This window comes from Streptomyces sp. NPDC007863, assembly GCF_040633895.1.
In the GTDB taxonomy this organism is placed as follows: domain Bacteria; phylum Actinomycetota; class Actinomycetes; order Streptomycetales; family Streptomycetaceae; genus Streptomyces.
On sequence record NZ_JBEYEI010000003.1, the window covers coordinates 269,510 to 285,682 of the forward strand.

At 72.4% G+C, this 16,173-nt stretch carries 19 protein-coding genes; 12 read left to right on the plus strand and 7 right to left on the minus strand.

Translation table 11 applies throughout. From position 1 onward, the window contains the following. Nucleotides 1-23: 23 nt before the first annotated feature. Nucleotides 24-566: a hypothetical protein gene (locus ABZ621_RS06425; RefSeq protein ID WP_360601595.1), complete on the minus strand. Its 543-nt coding sequence runs from the start codon at nucleotides 564-566 to the stop codon at nucleotides 24-26. A 145-nt stretch (nucleotides 567-711) separates the two neighbouring features. Between ABZ621_RS06425 and tsaB the strand changes: the two genes are divergently transcribed. The 8 genes from tsaB to ABZ621_RS06465 all read left to right on the plus strand — a co-directional run bounded on the left by tsaB (nucleotide 712) and on the right by ABZ621_RS06465 (nucleotide 6,606). Next, on the plus strand, nucleotides 712-1,371 hold the full coding sequence (tsaB, locus tag ABZ621_RS06430; protein ID WP_360601279.1) for a tRNA (adenosine(37)-N6)-threonylcarbamoyltransferase complex dimerization subunit type 1 TsaB: 660 nt from the start codon (nucleotides 712-714) through the stop codon (nucleotides 1,369-1,371). 38 nt (nucleotides 1,372-1,409) lie between these two features. Continuing rightward, entirely contained in the window at nucleotides 1,410-1,883 is a 474-nt protein-coding gene (rimI, locus tag ABZ621_RS06435) for a ribosomal protein S18-alanine N-acetyltransferase (protein ID WP_360601597.1), read from the plus strand. After that, nucleotides 1,883-2,989, plus strand: coding sequence for a tRNA (adenosine(37)-N6)-threonylcarbamoyltransferase complex transferase subunit TsaD (tsaD, locus tag ABZ621_RS06440; protein ID WP_360601281.1), 1,107 nt, complete (start codon nucleotides 1,883-1,885; stop codon nucleotides 2,987-2,989). Before rimI ends, tsaD begins: the two co-directional genes overlap by 1 nt. Then, nucleotides 2,986-3,246, plus strand: coding sequence for a hypothetical protein (locus ABZ621_RS06445; protein ID WP_359526346.1), 261 nt, complete (start codon nucleotides 2,986-2,988; stop codon nucleotides 3,244-3,246). Before tsaD ends, ABZ621_RS06445 begins: the two co-directional genes overlap by 4 nt. Nucleotides 3,247-3,301: 55 nt before the next feature. Next, nucleotides 3,302-4,171 carry a polysaccharide deacetylase family protein gene (locus ABZ621_RS06450; protein WP_360601283.1) on the plus strand — a complete coding sequence of 290 codons (870 nt, stop codon included), beginning with the start codon at nucleotides 3,302-3,304 and terminating at the stop codon, nucleotides 4,169-4,171. Between the two features lie 96 nt (nucleotides 4,172-4,267). Next, complete coding sequence (locus ABZ621_RS06455) at nucleotides 4,268-4,633, plus strand: YciI family protein (protein WP_360601285.1); 366 nt, start codon at nucleotides 4,268-4,270, stop codon at nucleotides 4,631-4,633. A 61-nt stretch (nucleotides 4,634-4,694) separates the two neighbouring features. After that, nucleotides 4,695-5,930: an RNA polymerase sigma factor gene (locus ABZ621_RS06460; RefSeq protein WP_360601599.1), complete on the plus strand. Its 1,236-nt coding sequence runs from the start codon at nucleotides 4,695-4,697 to the stop codon at nucleotides 5,928-5,930. Between the two features lie 10 nt (nucleotides 5,931-5,940). Then, nucleotides 5,941-6,606 (plus strand): hypothetical protein, encoded by a 666-nt coding sequence (locus ABZ621_RS06465; protein ID WP_360601287.1) that lies wholly within the window; start codon nucleotides 5,941-5,943, stop codon nucleotides 6,604-6,606. Here ABZ621_RS06465 and ABZ621_RS06470 read toward each other — a convergent pair. Next, nucleotides 6,542-7,726: a class I SAM-dependent methyltransferase gene (locus ABZ621_RS06470; protein ID WP_360601289.1), complete on the minus strand. Its 1,185-nt coding sequence runs from the start codon at nucleotides 7,724-7,726 to the stop codon at nucleotides 6,542-6,544. The two genes, ABZ621_RS06465 and ABZ621_RS06470, sit on opposite strands and share 65 nt — an antisense overlap. A 126-nt stretch (nucleotides 7,727-7,852) precedes the next feature. On the opposite strand from ABZ621_RS06470, the gene ABZ621_RS06475 reads away from it, so the two are divergent. The 4 genes from ABZ621_RS06475 to groL all read left to right on the plus strand — a co-directional run bounded on the left by ABZ621_RS06475 (nucleotide 7,853) and on the right by groL (nucleotide 11,173). Next, nucleotides 7,853-8,791, plus strand: coding sequence for a polysaccharide deacetylase family protein (locus tag ABZ621_RS06475; RefSeq protein ID WP_360601291.1), 939 nt, complete (start codon nucleotides 7,853-7,855; stop codon nucleotides 8,789-8,791). Next, nucleotides 8,788-8,952, plus strand: coding sequence for a hypothetical protein (locus ABZ621_RS06480; protein WP_360601293.1), 165 nt, complete (start codon nucleotides 8,788-8,790; stop codon nucleotides 8,950-8,952). Before ABZ621_RS06475 ends, ABZ621_RS06480 begins: the two co-directional genes overlap by 4 nt. A gap of 178 nt (nucleotides 8,953-9,130) precedes the next feature. Next, nucleotides 9,131-9,439 (plus strand): co-chaperone GroES, encoded by a 309-nt coding sequence (gene groES, locus ABZ621_RS06485; protein ID WP_004955293.1) that lies wholly within the window; start codon nucleotides 9,131-9,133, stop codon nucleotides 9,437-9,439. 105 nt (nucleotides 9,440-9,544) lie between these two features. Continuing rightward, entirely contained in the window at nucleotides 9,545-11,173 is a 1,629-nt protein-coding gene (gene groL, locus ABZ621_RS06490) for a chaperonin GroEL (protein ID WP_360601295.1), read from the plus strand. A 66-nt stretch (nucleotides 11,174-11,239) separates the two neighbouring features. Here groL and ABZ621_RS06495 read toward each other — a convergent pair whose 3' ends face one another. From ABZ621_RS06495 to ABZ621_RS06515, 5 genes are read right to left on the minus strand one after another with little or no spacing between them, the layout of a single operon-like run. Continuing rightward, nucleotides 11,240-11,938, minus strand: coding sequence for an ester cyclase (locus tag ABZ621_RS06495; RefSeq protein ID WP_360601297.1), 699 nt, complete (start codon nucleotides 11,936-11,938; stop codon nucleotides 11,240-11,242). Nucleotides 11,939-11,981: 43 nt separating this feature from the next. Then, nucleotides 11,982-13,001 carry a hydroxyacid dehydrogenase gene (locus ABZ621_RS06500; RefSeq protein ID WP_360601299.1) on the minus strand — a complete coding sequence of 340 codons (1,020 nt, stop codon included), beginning with the start codon at nucleotides 12,999-13,001 and terminating at the stop codon, nucleotides 11,982-11,984. Between the two features lie 34 nt (nucleotides 13,002-13,035). Then, nucleotides 13,036-13,884, minus strand: coding sequence for a carbohydrate ABC transporter permease (locus tag ABZ621_RS06505; RefSeq protein ID WP_360601301.1), 849 nt, complete (start codon nucleotides 13,882-13,884; stop codon nucleotides 13,036-13,038). After that, nucleotides 13,881-14,771, minus strand: coding sequence for a sugar ABC transporter permease (locus ABZ621_RS06510; RefSeq protein ID WP_360601303.1), 891 nt, complete (start codon nucleotides 14,769-14,771; stop codon nucleotides 13,881-13,883). Before ABZ621_RS06510 ends, ABZ621_RS06505 begins: the two co-directional genes overlap by 4 nt. 4 nt (nucleotides 14,772-14,775) lie before the next feature. Next, complete coding sequence (locus tag ABZ621_RS06515; protein ID WP_360601305.1) at nucleotides 14,776-16,092, minus strand: sugar ABC transporter substrate-binding protein; 1,317 nt, start codon at nucleotides 16,090-16,092, stop codon at nucleotides 14,776-14,778. Nucleotides 16,093-16,173 lie beyond the last annotated feature (81 nt).

Sequence of the window (16,173 nt, forward strand, 5' to 3'; positions counted from 1 at the left end):
CCGGCGTCAGAGGACGGCGGACGTCAGGAGACGACGACGACCTTCGCGCCGATCGACGCGAAGGTCCACATCGCGTCGCCGTCCGCCCGCTTCATCCGGATGCCGCCGGTCCTCCGCGACGGGTCGGCCACGGGCGTCGAGCCGTCGACGGCCGCGCTGAAGCCGATCGTCACGCTCTCCACGGTCGCGAAGCGGACCACGTGCTCGATCTGCACCCCGTCGGAGCCGCGCACCGAATTGGACCGGGAGGTCACCGCGTACGCCCCCGGCGCCGGGCTCACCGAGCTCGGCGTCACCGTGAACGTGCGGACCGCCTTGTTCTTCTCGTCGACCAGCCACACCCGGCGGTCCCCGAGCGCGTACACCACGCGCTCGCCCTTGCCCGAGGCCGCCGGCACCGCCAGCGGGTTCTTCGCCGGCTTCTTCGCACCAGCCGAGGCCGAGGCCGACGGGGCGACCGCGCCCGGCGTCCGGGACGGCTCCGCGAGGTCCGCCGGCACGCTCGCCGACGCCTGGTAGGCGAGGAAGGCGACCGCGGCGATCGCCGCCGCGGTGAGCCCGGCCACGAATCCCGAGCTGCTCCTTGCCACCGTCTCCACCTCTTCGTACGTACGTGCCGAGCCTGACGAGCTGTCGCGCCTGACGGTAGCAGCCGGGTCCCCGGAGGGCCGCGCGCCGCATCGCCCGCCCGTGGCGCCGTAGGCTGTTCGCGTGCTGTTGCTCGCCATGGATACCGCCACCCCCGCCGTCACCGTCGCCCTCCACGACGGCACGGCCGTCGTCGCCGAGTCGACCCGCGTCGACGCCCGCCGTCACGGGGAGCTGCTGCTCCCCGCCGTCGACCGGGTCCTCAAGGAGGCCGGGACCGCGCTCGACGCGGTGACCGGCATCGTGGTCGGGGTCGGCCCCGGCCCCTACACCGGGCTGCGGGTGGGGCTCGTCACGGCCGCCGCCTTCTCGTCCGCGCTCGGCGGGGTGCCCGTGCACGGCCTGTGCACCCTCGACGGCCTCGCGTACGCCTCCGGCATCGAGGGCCCCTTCGCGGTGGCGACCGACGCCCGCCGCAAGGAGGTCTACTGGGCGCGGTACGACGACGCCCGCACCCGCGTCACCGACGCCTCCGTCGACCGGCCCGCCGACATCGCCGAGCGGCTGGCCGGGCTCCCGGTGGTCGGCGCGGGCGCCCTGCTCTACCCGGACGCCTTCCCCGACGCCCGCGGCCCCGAGCACCAGTCCGCCGGCGCGCTCGCCGCCCTCGCGGCGGAGCGGATCGCGGCGGGCGGCGAGGGCTTCCTCGACCCGCAGCCGATGTACCTGCGGCGGCCCGACGCGCAGGTGCCGAAGAACTACAAGGTGGTCACCCCCCAGTGAGCGGGGACGTGGCGGGCGGCGAGGCCGTACTGCGCGAGATGCGCTGGTGGGACCTGCCGCGGGTGCTGGAGCTCGAAGCCGGGCTCTTCCCCGAGGACGCCTGGTCCGAGGGGATGTTCTGGTCCGAGCTGGCGCACGCGCGCGGGCCCCGGGCCACCCGGCGGTACGTCGTCGCCGAGGAGACCGCCCCGGACGGCACCGCGCGCCTCGCGGGGTACGCCGGCCTGGCGGCGGCCGGCGGGCTCGGGGACGTACAGACCATCGCCGTCGCCCGCGAGCAGTGGGGCACCGGGCTCGGTGCCCGGCTCCTCGCCGACCTCCTCCAGCACGCCACCGCCTTCGAGTGCGACGAGGTCCTGCTCGAAGTGCGCGTGGACAACACCCGGGCGCAGAAGCTGTACGAGCGCTTCGGCTTCGAGCCCATCGGCTTCCGCCGCGGCTACTACCAGCCGGGCAACGTCGACGCGCTCGTGATGCGACTGACTGTTCAAGGAACTGGGACCGAAATCTGATGGCTGCTGACGAACCCCTCGTGCTCGGCATCGAGACCTCCTGCGACGAGACCGGCGTCGGCATCGTGCACGGCACCACCCTCCTCGCCGACGCCGTGGCCTCCAGCGTCGACACCCACGCCCGCTTCGGCGGCGTCGTGCCCGAGATCGCCTCCCGGGCCCACCTGGAGGCGATGGTCCCGACGATCGAGCGGGCCCTGAAGACCGCCGGCGTCTCCGCGAAGGACCTCGACGGCATCGCGGTCACCGCGGGCCCCGGCCTCGCGGGCGCCCTGCTCGTCGGCGTCTCCGCCGCCAAGGCGTACGCCTTCGCGCTCGGCAAGCCGCTGTACGGCGTCAACCACCTGGCCTCGCACATCTGCGTCGACCAGCTGGAGCACGGCAGGCTGCCCGAGCCGACGATGGCGCTGCTCGTCTCCGGCGGGCACTCCTCGCTGCTGCTCTCCGCCGACATCACCTCCGACGTGCGGCCGCTGGGCGCGACGATCGACGACGCGGCCGGCGAGGCCTTCGACAAGATCGCCCGCGTCCTCGACCTGGGCTTCCCCGGCGGCCCGGTCATCGACCGGCTCGCCCGGGAGGGCGACCCGGCCGCCATCGCGTTCCCGCGCGGCCTGTCGGGCGCCAAGGACCCCGCGTACGACTTCTCCTTCTCCGGGCTCAAGACCGCCGTGGCCCGCTGGATCGAGGCGAAGCGGGCGGCCGGCGAGGAGGTGCCGGTGCGGGACGTGGCCGCCTCCTTCCAGGAGGCCGTCGTCGACGTGCTCACCCGCAAGGCCGTCCGGGCCTGCAAGGACGAGGGCGTCGACCACCTGATGATCGGCGGCGGCGTCGCCGCGAACTCGCGGCTCCGGGCGCTCGCCGAGGAGCGCTGCGAGCGGGCCGGCATCCGGCTCCGGGTGCCCCGGCCGGGCCTGTGCACCGACAACGGCGCGATGGTCGCGGCGCTCGGTGCCGAGATGGTCGCCCGCAACCGTGCCGCCTCCGACCTGGAGCTGTCGGCGGACTCGTCGCTTCCGGTGACCGACCCGCACGTCCCCGGGCGCGCCCACACCCACGACCACGATCACGTGCACGAGATCAGCAAGGAGAACCTCTACTCGTGAGGGTCGCGCTGATGTGGGAGGCCCGGGCGGTGCAGGGCCGCGGGGCCGAGCTCCTGGAGTGGGCGCGGGCCCGGGCCCGGGTCCTGGCGCGCGAGCCGCTCCGCCGGGAGGTCTTCCGCGCCCCCCAGGACCGGGTCCTCGTGCTCACCTGGTGGGAGGCGGACGCCCTCGACGCCGAGCTGCCCGAGCTGCCGGAGCCGGACGCGGAGCTGATCACCCGTCCGGTCCACCGCTGGCGCTTCGAATCGGTCGAATAGGCGAATAGTTCGACGATCGGGCAACCTTTCGATTCGATCGGGCATCCCACAGCCCGTGAAGAAGCAGATCGCGGTGTGGGCGGCGCTGACCGCGGTGACCCTCCTGATGACGGGCTGCACGGCCGAGACCCCGCCCCTGGCGGCCGCCCCCGCCCCGGCGACGCCCTCGAAGAAGGCCCCCGCGCCGACGCCCTCGAAGAAGGCCGCCGCCCCGGAACCGGCGCCCGCCACGGAGGCCGCCAGGGCGGCCGCGTACCGCAAGTGGGGGATCAAGCCCCTCCCCGCGCCGCCCGCCCCGCCCGCCGTCAAGCCGGTGCAGCGCAAGCCGGGCGGTCCGGTCCCGGTGATCAGCGACATCCCGACCACCGACAAGGTCGTCTTCCTCACCATCGACGACGGCGCCGAGAAGGACCCCGCGTTCGTGCGGATGATGGACGAGCTCGGCATCCCCTTCACGATGTTCCTCACCGACTCGGCGATCAGCGGCGACTACGGCTATTTCGAGCCGCTCGTCGCCCAGGGCCACGGCGTCGCCAACCACACCCTCACCCACCCGAACCTGCCCACCCTCTCCCCGGAGGCCCAGCGCCGCGAGATCTGCGGGCAGCAGAAGAGGCTGCGCGAGCGCTACGGCACCGCCCCGCGCCTCTTCCGCCCGCCGTTCGGCAACTGGAACGAGGCCACCCGCGCCGTCGCCGGCAGCTGCGGCGTCGACGCGATCGTCCTCTGGCGCGAGTCCATGCAGATCAACGACATGCAGTACCAGCGCGGCGACCGGAAGCTCCACCCCGGTGACATCGTCCTCGCCCACTTCCGCGGCCCCGGCGAGCTCAAGGGCCGCACGATGACCGAGATGACCGCGACCATGCTGCGCAGGATCCAGGAGCAGGGCTTCACGGTGGCCCGCCTGGAGGACTACGTCTGAGAAAAGTCCGGGCGCGGTGTCGATGCGGGCCCGGCCCGTTCGACGTATGTGTGGAAGGCGGGGAACGGCCCCGCCACCGCACCCCCAGGAGTCACCATGCCCCGCTTCCTCTCCCTCGTCCGCATCGAGGAGAACACCATCGACATGGAGAGCGCCGACCCCGGCTTCGAGGAGCGGATGGGCGCCCTCTTCGAGGAGATCACCAAGGCCGGCGCCATGGTGGACACCGCCGGCCTGAAGCCGACCGCCGAGGCCACCCGGATCACCTGGTCGGACGGGAAGCTGTCCTTCACCGACGGCCCCTTCACCGAGACCAAGGAGGTCGTCGGCGGCTACGCGATGCTCCAGTGCAAGGACATGGCCGAGGCCGTCGAGTGGGGGAAGCGCTTCCTCGCCGTCCACCCGCCGCAGTGGAAGGTCGGCCTGGAGGTCCGCGAGGTCGAGGAGATGCCGGAAGGCTGACCCGCGCCGTGCTGTCATGTGAGGCGTGACGGTGGAGAGCACGCTGGAGACGGTCTTCCGGATGGAGTCGGCGCGGATCATCGCCACGGTGGCGCGGATCGTCCGGGACGTCGGCATCGCCGAGGAGATCGCCCAGGACGCCCTCGTCGCCGCGCTCGAACAGTGGCGGCGCGACGGCGTCCCGGACCGGCCCGGTGCCTGGCTGACGGCCACCGCCAAGCACCGGGCCGTCGACCTCGTGCGGCGCCGCGAGACGTACGCGCGCAAGCTCGCCGAGGTCGGCCGGAACCTGCCCGAGGAGTCGTACGACCCCGAGCCCTCCGGCCCCGGCGACATCGACGACGACGTGCTGCGGCTCGTCTTCACCACCTGCCACCCGGTGCTCTCCGCCGAGGCCCGGGCGGCGCTCACCCTGCGGCTCGTCGGCGGGCTGCGGACGGACGAGATCGCCCGCGCCTTCCTCGTCCCGGAGGCCACCGTCGCCGCCCGGATCACCCGCGCCAAGCGGGCGCTCGCGAAGGCGGGGGTGGCGTTCGAGGTGCCGTACGGGGAGGACCGGGCGGCCCGCCTCGGCTCCGTCCTGGAGGTCGTCTACCTGGTCTTCAACGAGGGGTACGCGGCCACCGCCGGCGACGACCTGCTGCGGCCCGGGCTCTGCGAGGACGCGCTCCGGCTGGCCCGGGGGCTCGCCGCCCTCATGCCGGGCGAGAGCGAGGTCCACGGCCTCGCCGCGCTCCTCGAACTCCAGGCCTCCCGCACGCTCGCCCGCACCGGCCCCGACGGACGCCCTGTGCTCCTCGCCGAGCAGGACCGGCGGCGCTGGAACCGCCTCCTCGTCCGGCGCGGATACGCGGCCCTCGCCCGCGCCTGGGGGTCCCCCCGGACGGAGTCCGGGGGAGGCCGCGCCTACGGCCCGTACGCCCTCCAGGCCGCGATCGCCGCCTGCCACGCGCGGGCCCGCTCCTACGAGGAGACCGACTGGACGACCATCGCCGGACTGTACGGGCGGCTGATGGAGCTGGCCCCGTCACCGGTGGTCGAACTGAACCGGGCGGTGGCCGTCTCCATGGCCGAGGGCCCGGCCGCCGCGCTCCCGATCGTCGACGCGCTCGCCGCCGAACCCGCCCTGGAGCGCTACCACTTGCTGCCCAGCGTCCGCGGCGACCTGCTCGCCCGCCTCGGACGGACGGAGGAGGCGCGGGCCGAGTTCGCGCGGGCGGCGGAGCTGACCAGGAACGAGCGGGAGCGGACGCTGCTCCGGGGCCGCGAAAGGAAGTCGGCGGACGGGACCGCCTAGGGTGCTGATCATGTCCCCGCGCATACCGCTGCCCCCGCCGCCCCCGCCCGCCGAGCTCCGCAGCTGGGCCGACCGGGAGGCGCTGCTCGCGGACCGGGCCCTCGCGATGGGGGAGTTGACCCGGCGGCTGCTCGGCGGGGCGAGGTTCGCGCTGTTCGCCGGGGCGGTGCTGGTGCTCCAGCTCGGCTGGGGCATGGTCGGGGTGCTCCTCGTCGACCTCGGCCACGGGGCGATCCTCGACCCGATCACCTTCCTCATCGGGCTTGTCATCGCCGTCCTCGGCCTCGGGGTGATGGTCCCGGGCGTCTGGCTCGCGGTGCGCGGGGTGCGCCGGGACCGCGTGGCGCGGGCACGGCTGCTCGGCTGGGCCGCCCTGGACCGGCACGGGCCGACGGACGCGCGGCTGCGCGCGCCCGTCGCGAGCGCCTGCTGGATGGCGGTCTCCGCCGTCCTGTGCGGTCTGGGGCTGTGGCTGGGCTTCGCCGTGCCCGCCGGGGCGGACCCGGCGAACGGCTACGGCCTGGTCGCGTACGGCATGGGCGTCGCGCTCATCCTCTGGATCAACGGCCTGACCGGGCTCTTCAAGGCCGTCGGGCACTACCGGACGGCGGTCAGGCTCGGGCCTGTGCGGCCGGCCGGCCGATCAGCATCGTCGGGGCCCCCGCGACACGTGTGAGCAGGACCGTCGCCGCGTTCGGGCCCTTCGGCCGCACCTTGCGGCGGATCTCCTCGGGCTCGACGGCCGAGCCGCGCTTCTTCACCGTCAGGGTGCCGACCTCGCGCTCGCGCAGCAGGGCCTTCAGCTTCTTGAGGTTGAAGGGCAGGACGTCGGTGATCTCGTAGGCGGAGGCGTACGGGGTGGGGCGCAGCTCGTCCGCGGTGACGTACGCGATCGTCCCGTCGATCAGGCCCCCGTCCAGCTCCTCGGCGACCTCGGCGACCAGGTGGGCGCGGATGACGGCGCCGTCGGGCTCGTAGAGGTACCGGCCGACGGGGCGGACCGCCGGGTCGGGCAGGCCCCGGCCGGTGAGGCTCGCGCCGGAGGGCAGCAGGGTGGCCCGGCGCGCGCCCGGCTCCGTACCGAACCAGAGGACGGCCTCCTTCACGTCCCCGCCGTCCGAGATCCATTCGGCCTCGGCCTCGTCCGGGACGGTCTCGTGCGGGATGCCGGGGGCGATCTTCAGGGCGGCGCGCGGGGCCTTGCGGGCGGCCTCCATGGCCCAGGAGAGCGGCGGCGAGTAGGCCTCCGGGTCGAAGATGCGGCCCCGCCCGCCGCGCCGGGCCGGGTCGACGAAGACGGCGTCGTACGGCGCCGTGTCGATCTCGGTGACGTCGGCGCAGCGCACCTCGATCAGGCCGTCGAGGCCGAGCGCGGCGGCGTTGGCGCGGGCGACCTCGGCGGTGAGCGGGTCGCGGTCGACGGCGAGGACGGAGATGCCGGCGCGGGCGAGCGCGAGCGCGTCGCCGCCGATGCCGGAGCAGAGGTCGGCGACCGAGCCGACGCCGAGGGCCTTGAGGCGGGCCGCGCGGTAGGTGCCGACGGTCGCGCGGGTGGACTGCTCGACGCCGTTCGGCGTGAAGTACATGCGGTACGCGTCCTCGGCGCCGAACTTCGCCACCGCGCGCTGCCGCAGCCGGGCCTGCCCGAGGGCGGCCGAGACGAGTTCGGCGGGGTGGTCGCGGCGCAGCCGGGAGGCGACCGCCAGTTCCTGGGCGGGGTCGTAGTCGCGCAGGGCGGCGAGGAGCGTCTGGCCCTCGGGGGCGAGCAGGGCGGTGAAGGCGGCGAGGTCGGTCACCGTCCCATTCTCCCTGTGGGCCGGGTGGGGGACGGTGGGGCCGGCTCGGCGGTGTCGCGGCCGGAGGGGCGGGTCGCGCTGACAGGATGCGGCGCCATACGACTCGTACGACAAAAGGAAGAAATGATGACAAAGGGTGGCTCGCGCCGTGCCCTGGGGGCCGCACTCCTCGTCGCCGCGCTCACCTCCACCGCCGCCTGCTCCGGCGGCTCCGACACCGCCTCCGGACCGGGCACCGGCGGCGCCCCCGCGCCCGCCGCCGGCCAGCAGGCCCCGGCGAAGACCGCCGCCCGGCTCGCCGCCGAGAAGGCCGCCGCCGAGAAGGCCGCGCTGGCGAAGCGACGGGCCGCGCGGGCCGCCGCCGCGAAGAAGTGGGGGCTCAAGCTGACCCCCCTCGAAGCCCCCGCCCCGCCGAAGACCAAGCCGAGGATCACCACCCGCAAGGGCTTCGAGACCGACGGGAAGGGCCTGCCGCCCGTCTTCACCACCGTCCCCACCAAGGAGAAGATCGTCTTCCTGACGATCGACGACGGCGCCGAGAAGGACCCCGCGCTCATCCGGATGATGGCCGACCTGGACATCCCGTACAGCGCCTTCCTCAGCGACTACGTGGTCAGCGACGACTACGGCTACTTCGGGAGGATGCAGAAGTCCCAGTCGCGCGGCGTCGCCCTCCACAACCACACCCTCAACCACAAGTACCTGCCCGGACTCTCCTACGCCCGCCAGAAGCGCGAGATCTGCGGCATGCAGGACGTCATCGAGAAGAAGTACGGCAAGCGCCCCGAACTCTTCCGCCCGCCCTACGGCAACTACAACGAGGACACCCTGCGCGCCGCCAAGTCCTGCGGCGTCGAGGCCGTCCCGCTCTGGGCCTCCGAGGCCTTCCCCGACCACATGGAGTGGCGCGAGTGGGACCGCGACCTCCACCCCGGCGACATCGTCCTCACCCATTTCCGCGGCGAGGAGGACTGGAAGGGCAGCATGCCGGACATGATCCGGCGGGTGATGAACGTGATCACCTCGAAGGGCTACGCCGTCGCCAAGCTGGAGGACTACGTATGAACCGCCTGCGGCCCCTGCTGATCGCCGCCCTCCTCCTCGCCCTCACCGGCTGCGCCGCCACGGTCGACCCCCTGGAACGCCTCGGCCGCAAGGCCGTCGAGCGGGTCGGCGACGGCGGACCGGCCGCCGGCGCCGTCCGCGCGGAGGGCGCCACGGGGTGAGGAATTGGCACTCCGCTTGACCGAGTGCTAATCGCGGTCATAGTCTCGGCTCTGGCACTCCCCGCAGGAGAGTGCCAGAACAGCGACGGGCAGGTCCGGCACCCGCGACGACGGATCCCAGCTGGTCGCGACCCCAGACAGTTAACCCCGCGAGATCTCCGAAGGGGGAGGTCGGATCGTGACGACCGCCAGCTCCAAGGTTGCCATCAAGCCGCTTGAGGACCGCATCGTGGTCCAGCCGCTCGACGCCGAGCAGACCACGGCCTCCGGCCTGGTCATCCCGGACACCGCGAAGGAGAAGCCCCAGGAGGGCGCCGTCCTCGCCGTGGGCCCGGGCCGCTTCGAGAACGGCGAGCGCCTGCCGCTCGACGTCAAGGTCGGCGACGTCGTGCTCTACAGCAAGTACGGCGGCACCGAGGTGAAGTACAACGGCGACGAGTACCTCGTCCTCTCGGCCCGCGACGTGCTCGCGATCATCGAGAAGTAAGACGACGTACCTGCTTTGACCGCGCCCCTGACCCCTTGATCTCTTGGGCGTCCAGGGGCGCGGTTCGTTTTCCCACACGATTTCCGAGAGGGCTGAACCGCTCCCATGGCGAAGATCCTGAAGTTCGACGAGGACGCCCGTCGCGCCCTTGAGCGCGGCGTCAACAAGCTTGCCGACACGGTGAAGGTGACGATCGGCCCCAAGGGCCGCAACGTCGTCATCGACAAGAAGTTCGGCGCCCCCACCATCACCAACGACGGTGTCACGATCGCCCGCGAGGTCGAGATCGACGACCCGTACGAGAACCTCGGCGCCCAGCTCGTCAAGGAGGTGGCGACCAAGACCAACGACATCGCGGGTGACGGCACCACCACCGCCACCGTGCTCGCCCAGGCGCTCGTCCGCGAGGGTCTGCGCAACGTCGCCGCCGGCGCCTCCCCGGCCTCCCTGAAGAAGGGCATCGACGCCGCCGTCAAGGCCGTCTCCGACGAGCTGCTCGCCACCGCGCGCCCGATCGACGACAAGTCGGACATCGCCGCCGTCGCCGCGCTCTCCGCCCAGGACCAGCAGGTCGGCGAGCTCATCGCCGAGGCCATGGACAAGGTCGGCAAGGACGGTGTCATCACCGTCGAGGAGTCCAACACCTTCGGCCTGGAGCTGGAGTTCACCGAGGGCATGGCCTTCGACAAGGGCTACCTCTCGCCGTACATGGTCTCCGACCAGGAGCGTATGGAGGCCGTCCTCGACGACCCGTACATCCTGATCAACCAGGGCAAGATCTCCTCGATCCAGGACCTCCTGCCGCTCCTGGAGAAGGTCATCCAGGCCGGTGGCTCGAAGCCGCTGCTGATCATCGCCGAGGACGTCGAGGGCGAGGCGCTCTCCACCCTCGTCGTCAACAAGATCCGCGGCACCTTCAACGCCGTGGCCGTCAAGGCCCCCGGCTTCGGCGACCGCCGCAAGGCGATGCTCCAGGACATGGCCACCCTCACCGGTGCCACCGTCATCGCCGAGGAGGTCGGCCTCAAGCTCGACCAGGCCGGTCTCGACGTGCTGGGCACCGCCCGCCGCGTCACCGTCACCAAGGACGACACCACCATCGTCGACGGCGGCGGCGAGTCCGCCGACGTCGCGGGCCGCGTCGCCCAGATCAAGGCCGAGATCGAGTCCACGGACTCCGACTGGGACCGCGAGAAGCTCCAGGAGCGCCTCGCGAAGCTGGCCGGCGGCGTGTGCGTGATCAAGGTCGGCGCCGCCACCGAGGTGGAGCTGAAGGAGAAGAAGCACCGTCTGGAGGACGCCATCTCCGCGACCCGCGCCGCGGTCGAGGAGGGCATCGTCTCCGGTGGTGGCTCCGCGCTCGTCCACGCCGTCAAGGTCCTGGAGGGCAACCTCGGCAAGACCGGCGACGAGGCCACCGGTGTCGCCGTCGTCCGCCGCGCCGCCGTCGAGCCGCTGCGCTGGATCGCCGAGAACGCCGGCCTGGAGGGCTACGTCATCACCTCCAAGGTCGCCGAGCTCGACAAGGGCCAGGGCTTCAACGCCGCCACCGGCGAGTACGGCGACCTGGTCAAGGCCGGCGTCATCGACCCGGTGAAGGTCACGCGCTCCGCCCTGGAGAACGCCGCGTCGATCGCCTCCCTGCTCCTCACCACCGAGACCCTCGTGGTGGAGAAGAAGGAGGAGGAGCCGGCGGACGCGGGCCACGGCCACTCGCACGGCCACTCCCACTGAGGCCACTGACTGAGTGATCACCGAGGCCCGGTGCCCCCGTCGCGGGGGCACCGGGCCTCGGTGTTTTCACGCCTCGACCGCGCCGAGCTGGCCCATCAGCCCGAGCAGGTCGTACTGCCACCAGCCCTCGATCATCTTCCCGTCGTCACGGAAGCGGTGGATGGTGGTGCCGGTCATGGTGACCTCCATGCCGGTGGGCTGGAGGCCCATGAAGTCCCCGACGTGGGAGCCGGTCCACGTCCAGCGGGTGCAGACGCGGTCGCCGTCGGCGATCTGGTCCTCGATCTCGAACGCGAAGTCGAAGCCCGCGCGCCACATCTCCACCTCGCGTCGGACCGCGTCGAGCCCGATGGCGTCCTGCGGGCTGGTCGGGTCGTGGTCGTGATAGCCCTCGGCGAGCAGGACGTCGAGCAGCGCCAGGTCCGAGCCGTCCGCCAGCCGCTCGAACAGCTGCCGCGCGTTCGCCTTGTACAGCGCCTCGTCCCGGACCACGTCCAGGTCGGTGAAGGTCGGCATCTCGTCGCAGAGGGCGACCATCTCCCGGAAGATCCGGTCGGTCTCCGGCAGCTGGGAGTTGCGCATCGCCACGTCGTACGAGGGGAACTCCACGATCTCCACGACGTGCTGGGCGTCGGACCGGTCGGTCCCGACGATGGAGTGGGTGGCGGTCCGCTTCCCCCGGGTCTGCTCGACCCAGCGGTCCATGAGCCGGTTGAGCTCCTCGACCTGGCTCGTCCTGCAATCGATGATCTGCACGAAGGTCATGGCCGCCTCCGACCGGGCGAAGCCGCGGATGGACCCCTCCAGTCTAGGCCGAGTGGCCGAGGTCGGCGGCTCTTACCTCCTCCGCGAACGGCTCGCCGCGGGTGTAGCGGACGATCTCGTCCAGGGCCTGGTCGGTCATCCGGTGCAGCTCGTTGCCGAGGGAGCCGGCGACGTGCGGGGTGAGCAGGACGTTGGGGAGGGTGTAGAGCGGGGAGTCGGGCGGCGGCAGCTCGGGGTCGGTGACGTCGAGGACCGCGTGGAGGCGGCCCGCGGCGAGGTGCGGGAGGAGGGCGTCCTCGTCGACCAGGGAGCCCCGGGAGGTGTTGATCAGGGTGGCGCCGTCGGGCAGGGCGGCGAGCTGGCGGGGACCGATCATGCGGTACGTGGACGGGAGCTGCGGCGCGTGCACGGAGACCACCGAGCTGCGGGCGCAGAGCTCGTCCAGACCGGCGAGGGCCGCGCCCGGCGGGGGAGTCGTCAGATACGGGTCGTGGAGCAGCACCTCGACGTCGAAGGGGCGCAGGAGGTCGACGACCCGGCGGCCGATCCGGGAGGCGCCGACGATGCCGACCGTGCGGCGGTAGTTGCCCCAGGCGGCGGACTCGGCGAGCCAGCCGTGGCCGGCGCGGAGTTCGGCGTACCGGCGGGCCGAGCGCAGCACCCGCTTCCCGGCGAAGAGGATCGCGGCGAGGGTGTACTCGGCGACCGGGAGCGCGTTGGCGGCGGCGGCGCTGGTGACCTTCAGGCCGCGCTCCCAGCAGGCGTCGGTGATGTGGTGCTTGACCGAACCGGCCGCGTGGACCACGGCCTTGAGGCGGGGGGCGCGGGCCAGCACCTCCGGGGTGAGCGGGGTGGCGCCCCAGCAGGTGAGGAGGAGTTCGGCCTCGGCGAGGGCGGCGGCGGTGCGCCGGTCGGGGGCGGTCAGGTCGTGGGCGACCAGGTGCGGATCGGTGCGGGTGAGGGCCGAGAGGCGGGTGCGGTGGGCGTCGGTGAGGAGGCGGTCGGCGACGCCGGGGCCCATCGCGAGCAGCAGCGCGGGGCGGTTGTCGGTGGTCGGGTGCATGGTGGGAGGTGAGCTCCTCACGTGACGGGGCTCCTCACCTGACGCTGCCGGCGGTGAGGCCGGCCTTCCAGTGGCGCTGGAGCGAGACGAAGGCGAGGACGAGGGGGACGACGGCGAGCAGGGAGCCGGTGACGACCAGGGGGTAGTAGTCCGGTTCGGCGTGGGCGTTGCTGTTCCACGCGTACAGGCCGAGGCTCAGCGGGAAGAGCTTCTGGTCCGAGAGCATCACCAGGGGGAGGAAGAAGTTGTTCCAGACGGCGGTGAACTGGAAGAGGAAGACGGTCACGAAGCCCGGCATGACCGTGCGCAGACCGATCGACCAGAAGACCCGCAGCTCGCCGGCGCCGTCGACGCGGGCGGCCTCCAGGACCTCGTCGGGGACGTAGGCGGCGCACAGCACCCGGGAGAGGTAGACCCCGAAGGGGTTGACGAGGACCGGCAGGAGCACGGCGGCGTAGGTGTTGACGATGCCGAGTTCGCTGGCGAGCAGGTACATCGGCAGGGCGAGCGCGGTGGTGGGGACGAGGACGCCGAGCAGGACGAGCCCGAAGAGCTTCTCCTTGCCGCGGAAGTCGTAGACGTGGAAGGCGTATCCGGCGGCGACGCTGATCAGCGCGCAGGCGGCGGCGCCGGCTCCGGCGTACAGGAGGCTGTTGAGGTACCAGCGGAAGTAGACGCCGTCGTTGTACTCGGCGAGCCGGGCGAGGTTGCCGCCGAGGTCGAAGCCCTCGAAGGAGAAGGCGTTTCCGGCGAGGAGGCCGCCGGCGTCCTTGGTGGCGGCGGTGACCAGCCAGACGAGCGGGAAGAGCATGTAGCAGGTGGCGAGGGCGAGGACGCCGTTGACGGCGGTCCTCGACAGCAGGCGGGAGCGGGGGGCGCTCATGCGGCCTTCTCCTTCCGGCGGCCGGTCAGGCGGGTGACGGCGAAGGAGAGCAGCGCGGCCGTCAGGGCCAGCAGGATCGAGGCGGCCGCGGCCAGGCCGTAGTCGTTGCGGTCGAAGGCGGCGGAGTACGCGTACATGTTCGGCGTCCAGGTGGAGGTGACGGCGGAGCCCGTGCCCCTGCTGAGGATCAGCGGTTCGGTGAAGAGCTGGAGGGAGCCGATGACGGTGAAGAGGCCGACCATCGCCAGGGAGCCGCGGAGCAGCGGGATCTTGACGGCGAAGGCGGTGCGCCAGGCGCCGGCGCCGTCGACGGTGGCGGCTTCGAGGACGGAGCGGTCGATGGCCTGGAGGGCGGCGTAGAAGATGATCAGGTTGTAGCCGAGCCACTCCCAGAGGGCGATGTTGACGACGGACGGCAGGGCGCCCTCGGGGGAGAAGAAGTCGAAGCCGATCCCGCCGGCCTCCATCGCCCGGACGACCGGGCTGAGTTGGGGCGTGTAGAGGTAGACCCAGATCAGCGCGGCGATGATGCCGGGCACGGCGTGCGGCAGGAAGAGCGCGAGCTGGAAGAAGCGGCGGGCGCGGGCGAGGGCGGAGTCGAGGAGGAGGGCGAGGCCGAGGGCGCCGCCGAGCAGCAGCGGCAGATAGAGCAGGCAGTAGCCGAGCAGCACGCCGAAGCCCTCGCGGAAGGCCCGGTCACCCAGTGCCGTGGCGTAGTTGCCGAGGCCGGTGAAGACGGTCTCGGAGCCGCCGAAGCCCAGTCCCGACTGCTTCTCGGTGAAGAGGCTCAGCCAGACCGCGTAGCCGATCGGCACCACCAGCACCGCGGTGAAGAGCAGGAGGAACGGGGTCAGCAGGAGTGCCGCGGCACGGGTGCGGGCCTTCACGTGCTCAGCCCTCGACCTTCAGGCCGCGCTTGGTGAGTTCGGCGACGGTGGCGTCGTGGCCGGCCTTCACCGCCTCGGCGAGGGTGGGGCCGCCGGGGGCGACGGCGCCGAAGCGGTCCTTGATGGTGGTGTTGGTGGTGCCGGTGGTCGGGCCCCAGGACCACTGCGGGGAGATGGAGGCGCCGGCCGCCTCGAAGAGGGCGTAGATGTCCTGGCCGCCGTAGTAGCCGGCGTCGAAGGCCTTCCTGGCGACGGGGCGCAGGGCGGTCGCGGCGGGGAAGGCGCTGGAGGTGCCGGAGGCGATGCGCGCCCTCACGCCTTCCTCGGTGGTGGTCATCCACTTCGCGAACTCGACGGCCGCCGCCTTCTTCGCGCTGTTCTTCGGCACGGCGAAGGTGGAGCCGCCGAGCATCCCGGAGGCGGGCTTGCCGTCCCAGCTCGGCATGGGGGCGACGGCCCACTTGCCGGACTGTTCGGGGAGGGTGCCCTTGAGGACGCCGGCGCCCCAGGAGGCGCCGAGGTAGCCGAGGGTGGTGCCGTTCTTGAGGGAGCCGGTCCATTCGGGGCTGAAGGAGGCGTTCTTGTGGACGAGTCCGTCGTCGAGGAGGCCCTGCCAGTAGGCCGTGACCTTGGCGGTGGCCGGGTCGGTGGTGTCGATCTTCCAGGTGTCGTTCTCGGCCTTGAACCACTGGGCGCCGGCCTGCCAGGCCATGGCCTCGAAGGTGGTGGGGTCGTCGGGGAAGAAGGTGGCGATCCGGGCCCCGGCGTCGGCCTTCCTGACCTGCTCGGCGGCCTTCCTGAAGGCGTCCCAGGTGGTGGGGACCTCGATCCGGTGCTTCGCGAAGAGGTCCTTGCGGTAGTAGAAGGCCTGCGGGGCGGCGTCGAAGGGGACGGCCCAGGACCGGCCGCCGAGGGTGGTCAGCTCGACGGCCTGGGGGAGGAACTTCGCGCGGTCGGCCTCGGTGAAGGCGTCGCCGATGTCCTGGAGGGCGCCGGAGGAGACGAACTCGGGGAGCGAGGGGTACTCCAGGGAGACGAGGTCGGGGGCGTTGCCCGCCTTCACGGCGTTGGAGATCTTGGCGTAGCCGCCGGCGTTGCCGGAGGGGATCTCCTCGAAGGTCACCCGGATGTCGGTGTGGGAGGCGTTGAAGGCGTCGACGACGTCCTTCGTGCCCTTGGCCCAGCCCCAGAAGGTGATCGTGACGGGACCGTCCGGCTTGTCCGCGGTGTCGTCACCGCCGCCGCCGCAGGCCGTGAGGACGGCGAGGGCGGTGGCGGTGCCGGCTATGACGCGGGTCGTTCTGCTCCAGCTGAGGCTCACGGCACGGCTCCTGGTGGAAGGGCGTGGACGGGGTTGGCCGTGATCCTGGGACCGTTCCTGAGCGAAGTCAAGAGCGAAAGA

Coding starts and splice junctions, on each gene's coding strand:
- tsaD (WP_360601281.1), top strand. CDS start 1,883: ATGGCTGCTGACGAACCCCTCGTGCTCGGCATCGAGACCTCCTGCGAC.
- rimI (WP_360601597.1), top strand. CDS start 1,410: ATGCGCTGGTGGGACCTGCCGCGGGTGCTGGAGCTCGAAGCCGGGCTC.
- groL (WP_360601295.1), top strand. CDS start 9,545: ATGGCGAAGATCCTGAAGTTCGACGAGGACGCCCGTCGCGCCCTTGAG.
- ABZ621_RS06480 (WP_360601293.1), top strand. CDS start 8,788: ATGAACCGCCTGCGGCCCCTGCTGATCGCCGCCCTCCTCCTCGCCCTC.
- ABZ621_RS06505 (WP_360601301.1), bottom strand. CDS start 13,884: ATGAGCGCCCCCCGCTCCCGCCTGCTGTCGAGGACCGCCGTCAACGGC.
- ABZ621_RS06455 (WP_360601285.1), top strand. CDS start 4,268: ATGCCCCGCTTCCTCTCCCTCGTCCGCATCGAGGAGAACACCATCGAC.
- ABZ621_RS06495 (WP_360601297.1), bottom strand. CDS start 11,938: ATGACCTTCGTGCAGATCATCGATTGCAGGACGAGCCAGGTCGAGGAG.
- ABZ621_RS06460 (WP_360601599.1), top strand. CDS start 4,695: ATGGAGTCGGCGCGGATCATCGCCACGGTGGCGCGGATCGTCCGGGAC.
- ABZ621_RS06500 (WP_360601299.1), bottom strand. CDS start 13,001: ATGCACCCGACCACCGACAACCGCCCCGCGCTGCTGCTCGCGATGGGC.
- ABZ621_RS06465 (WP_360601287.1), top strand. CDS start 5,941: ATGTCCCCGCGCATACCGCTGCCCCCGCCGCCCCCGCCCGCCGAGCTC.
- ABZ621_RS06475 (WP_360601291.1), top strand. CDS start 7,853: ATGACAAAGGGTGGCTCGCGCCGTGCCCTGGGGGCCGCACTCCTCGTC.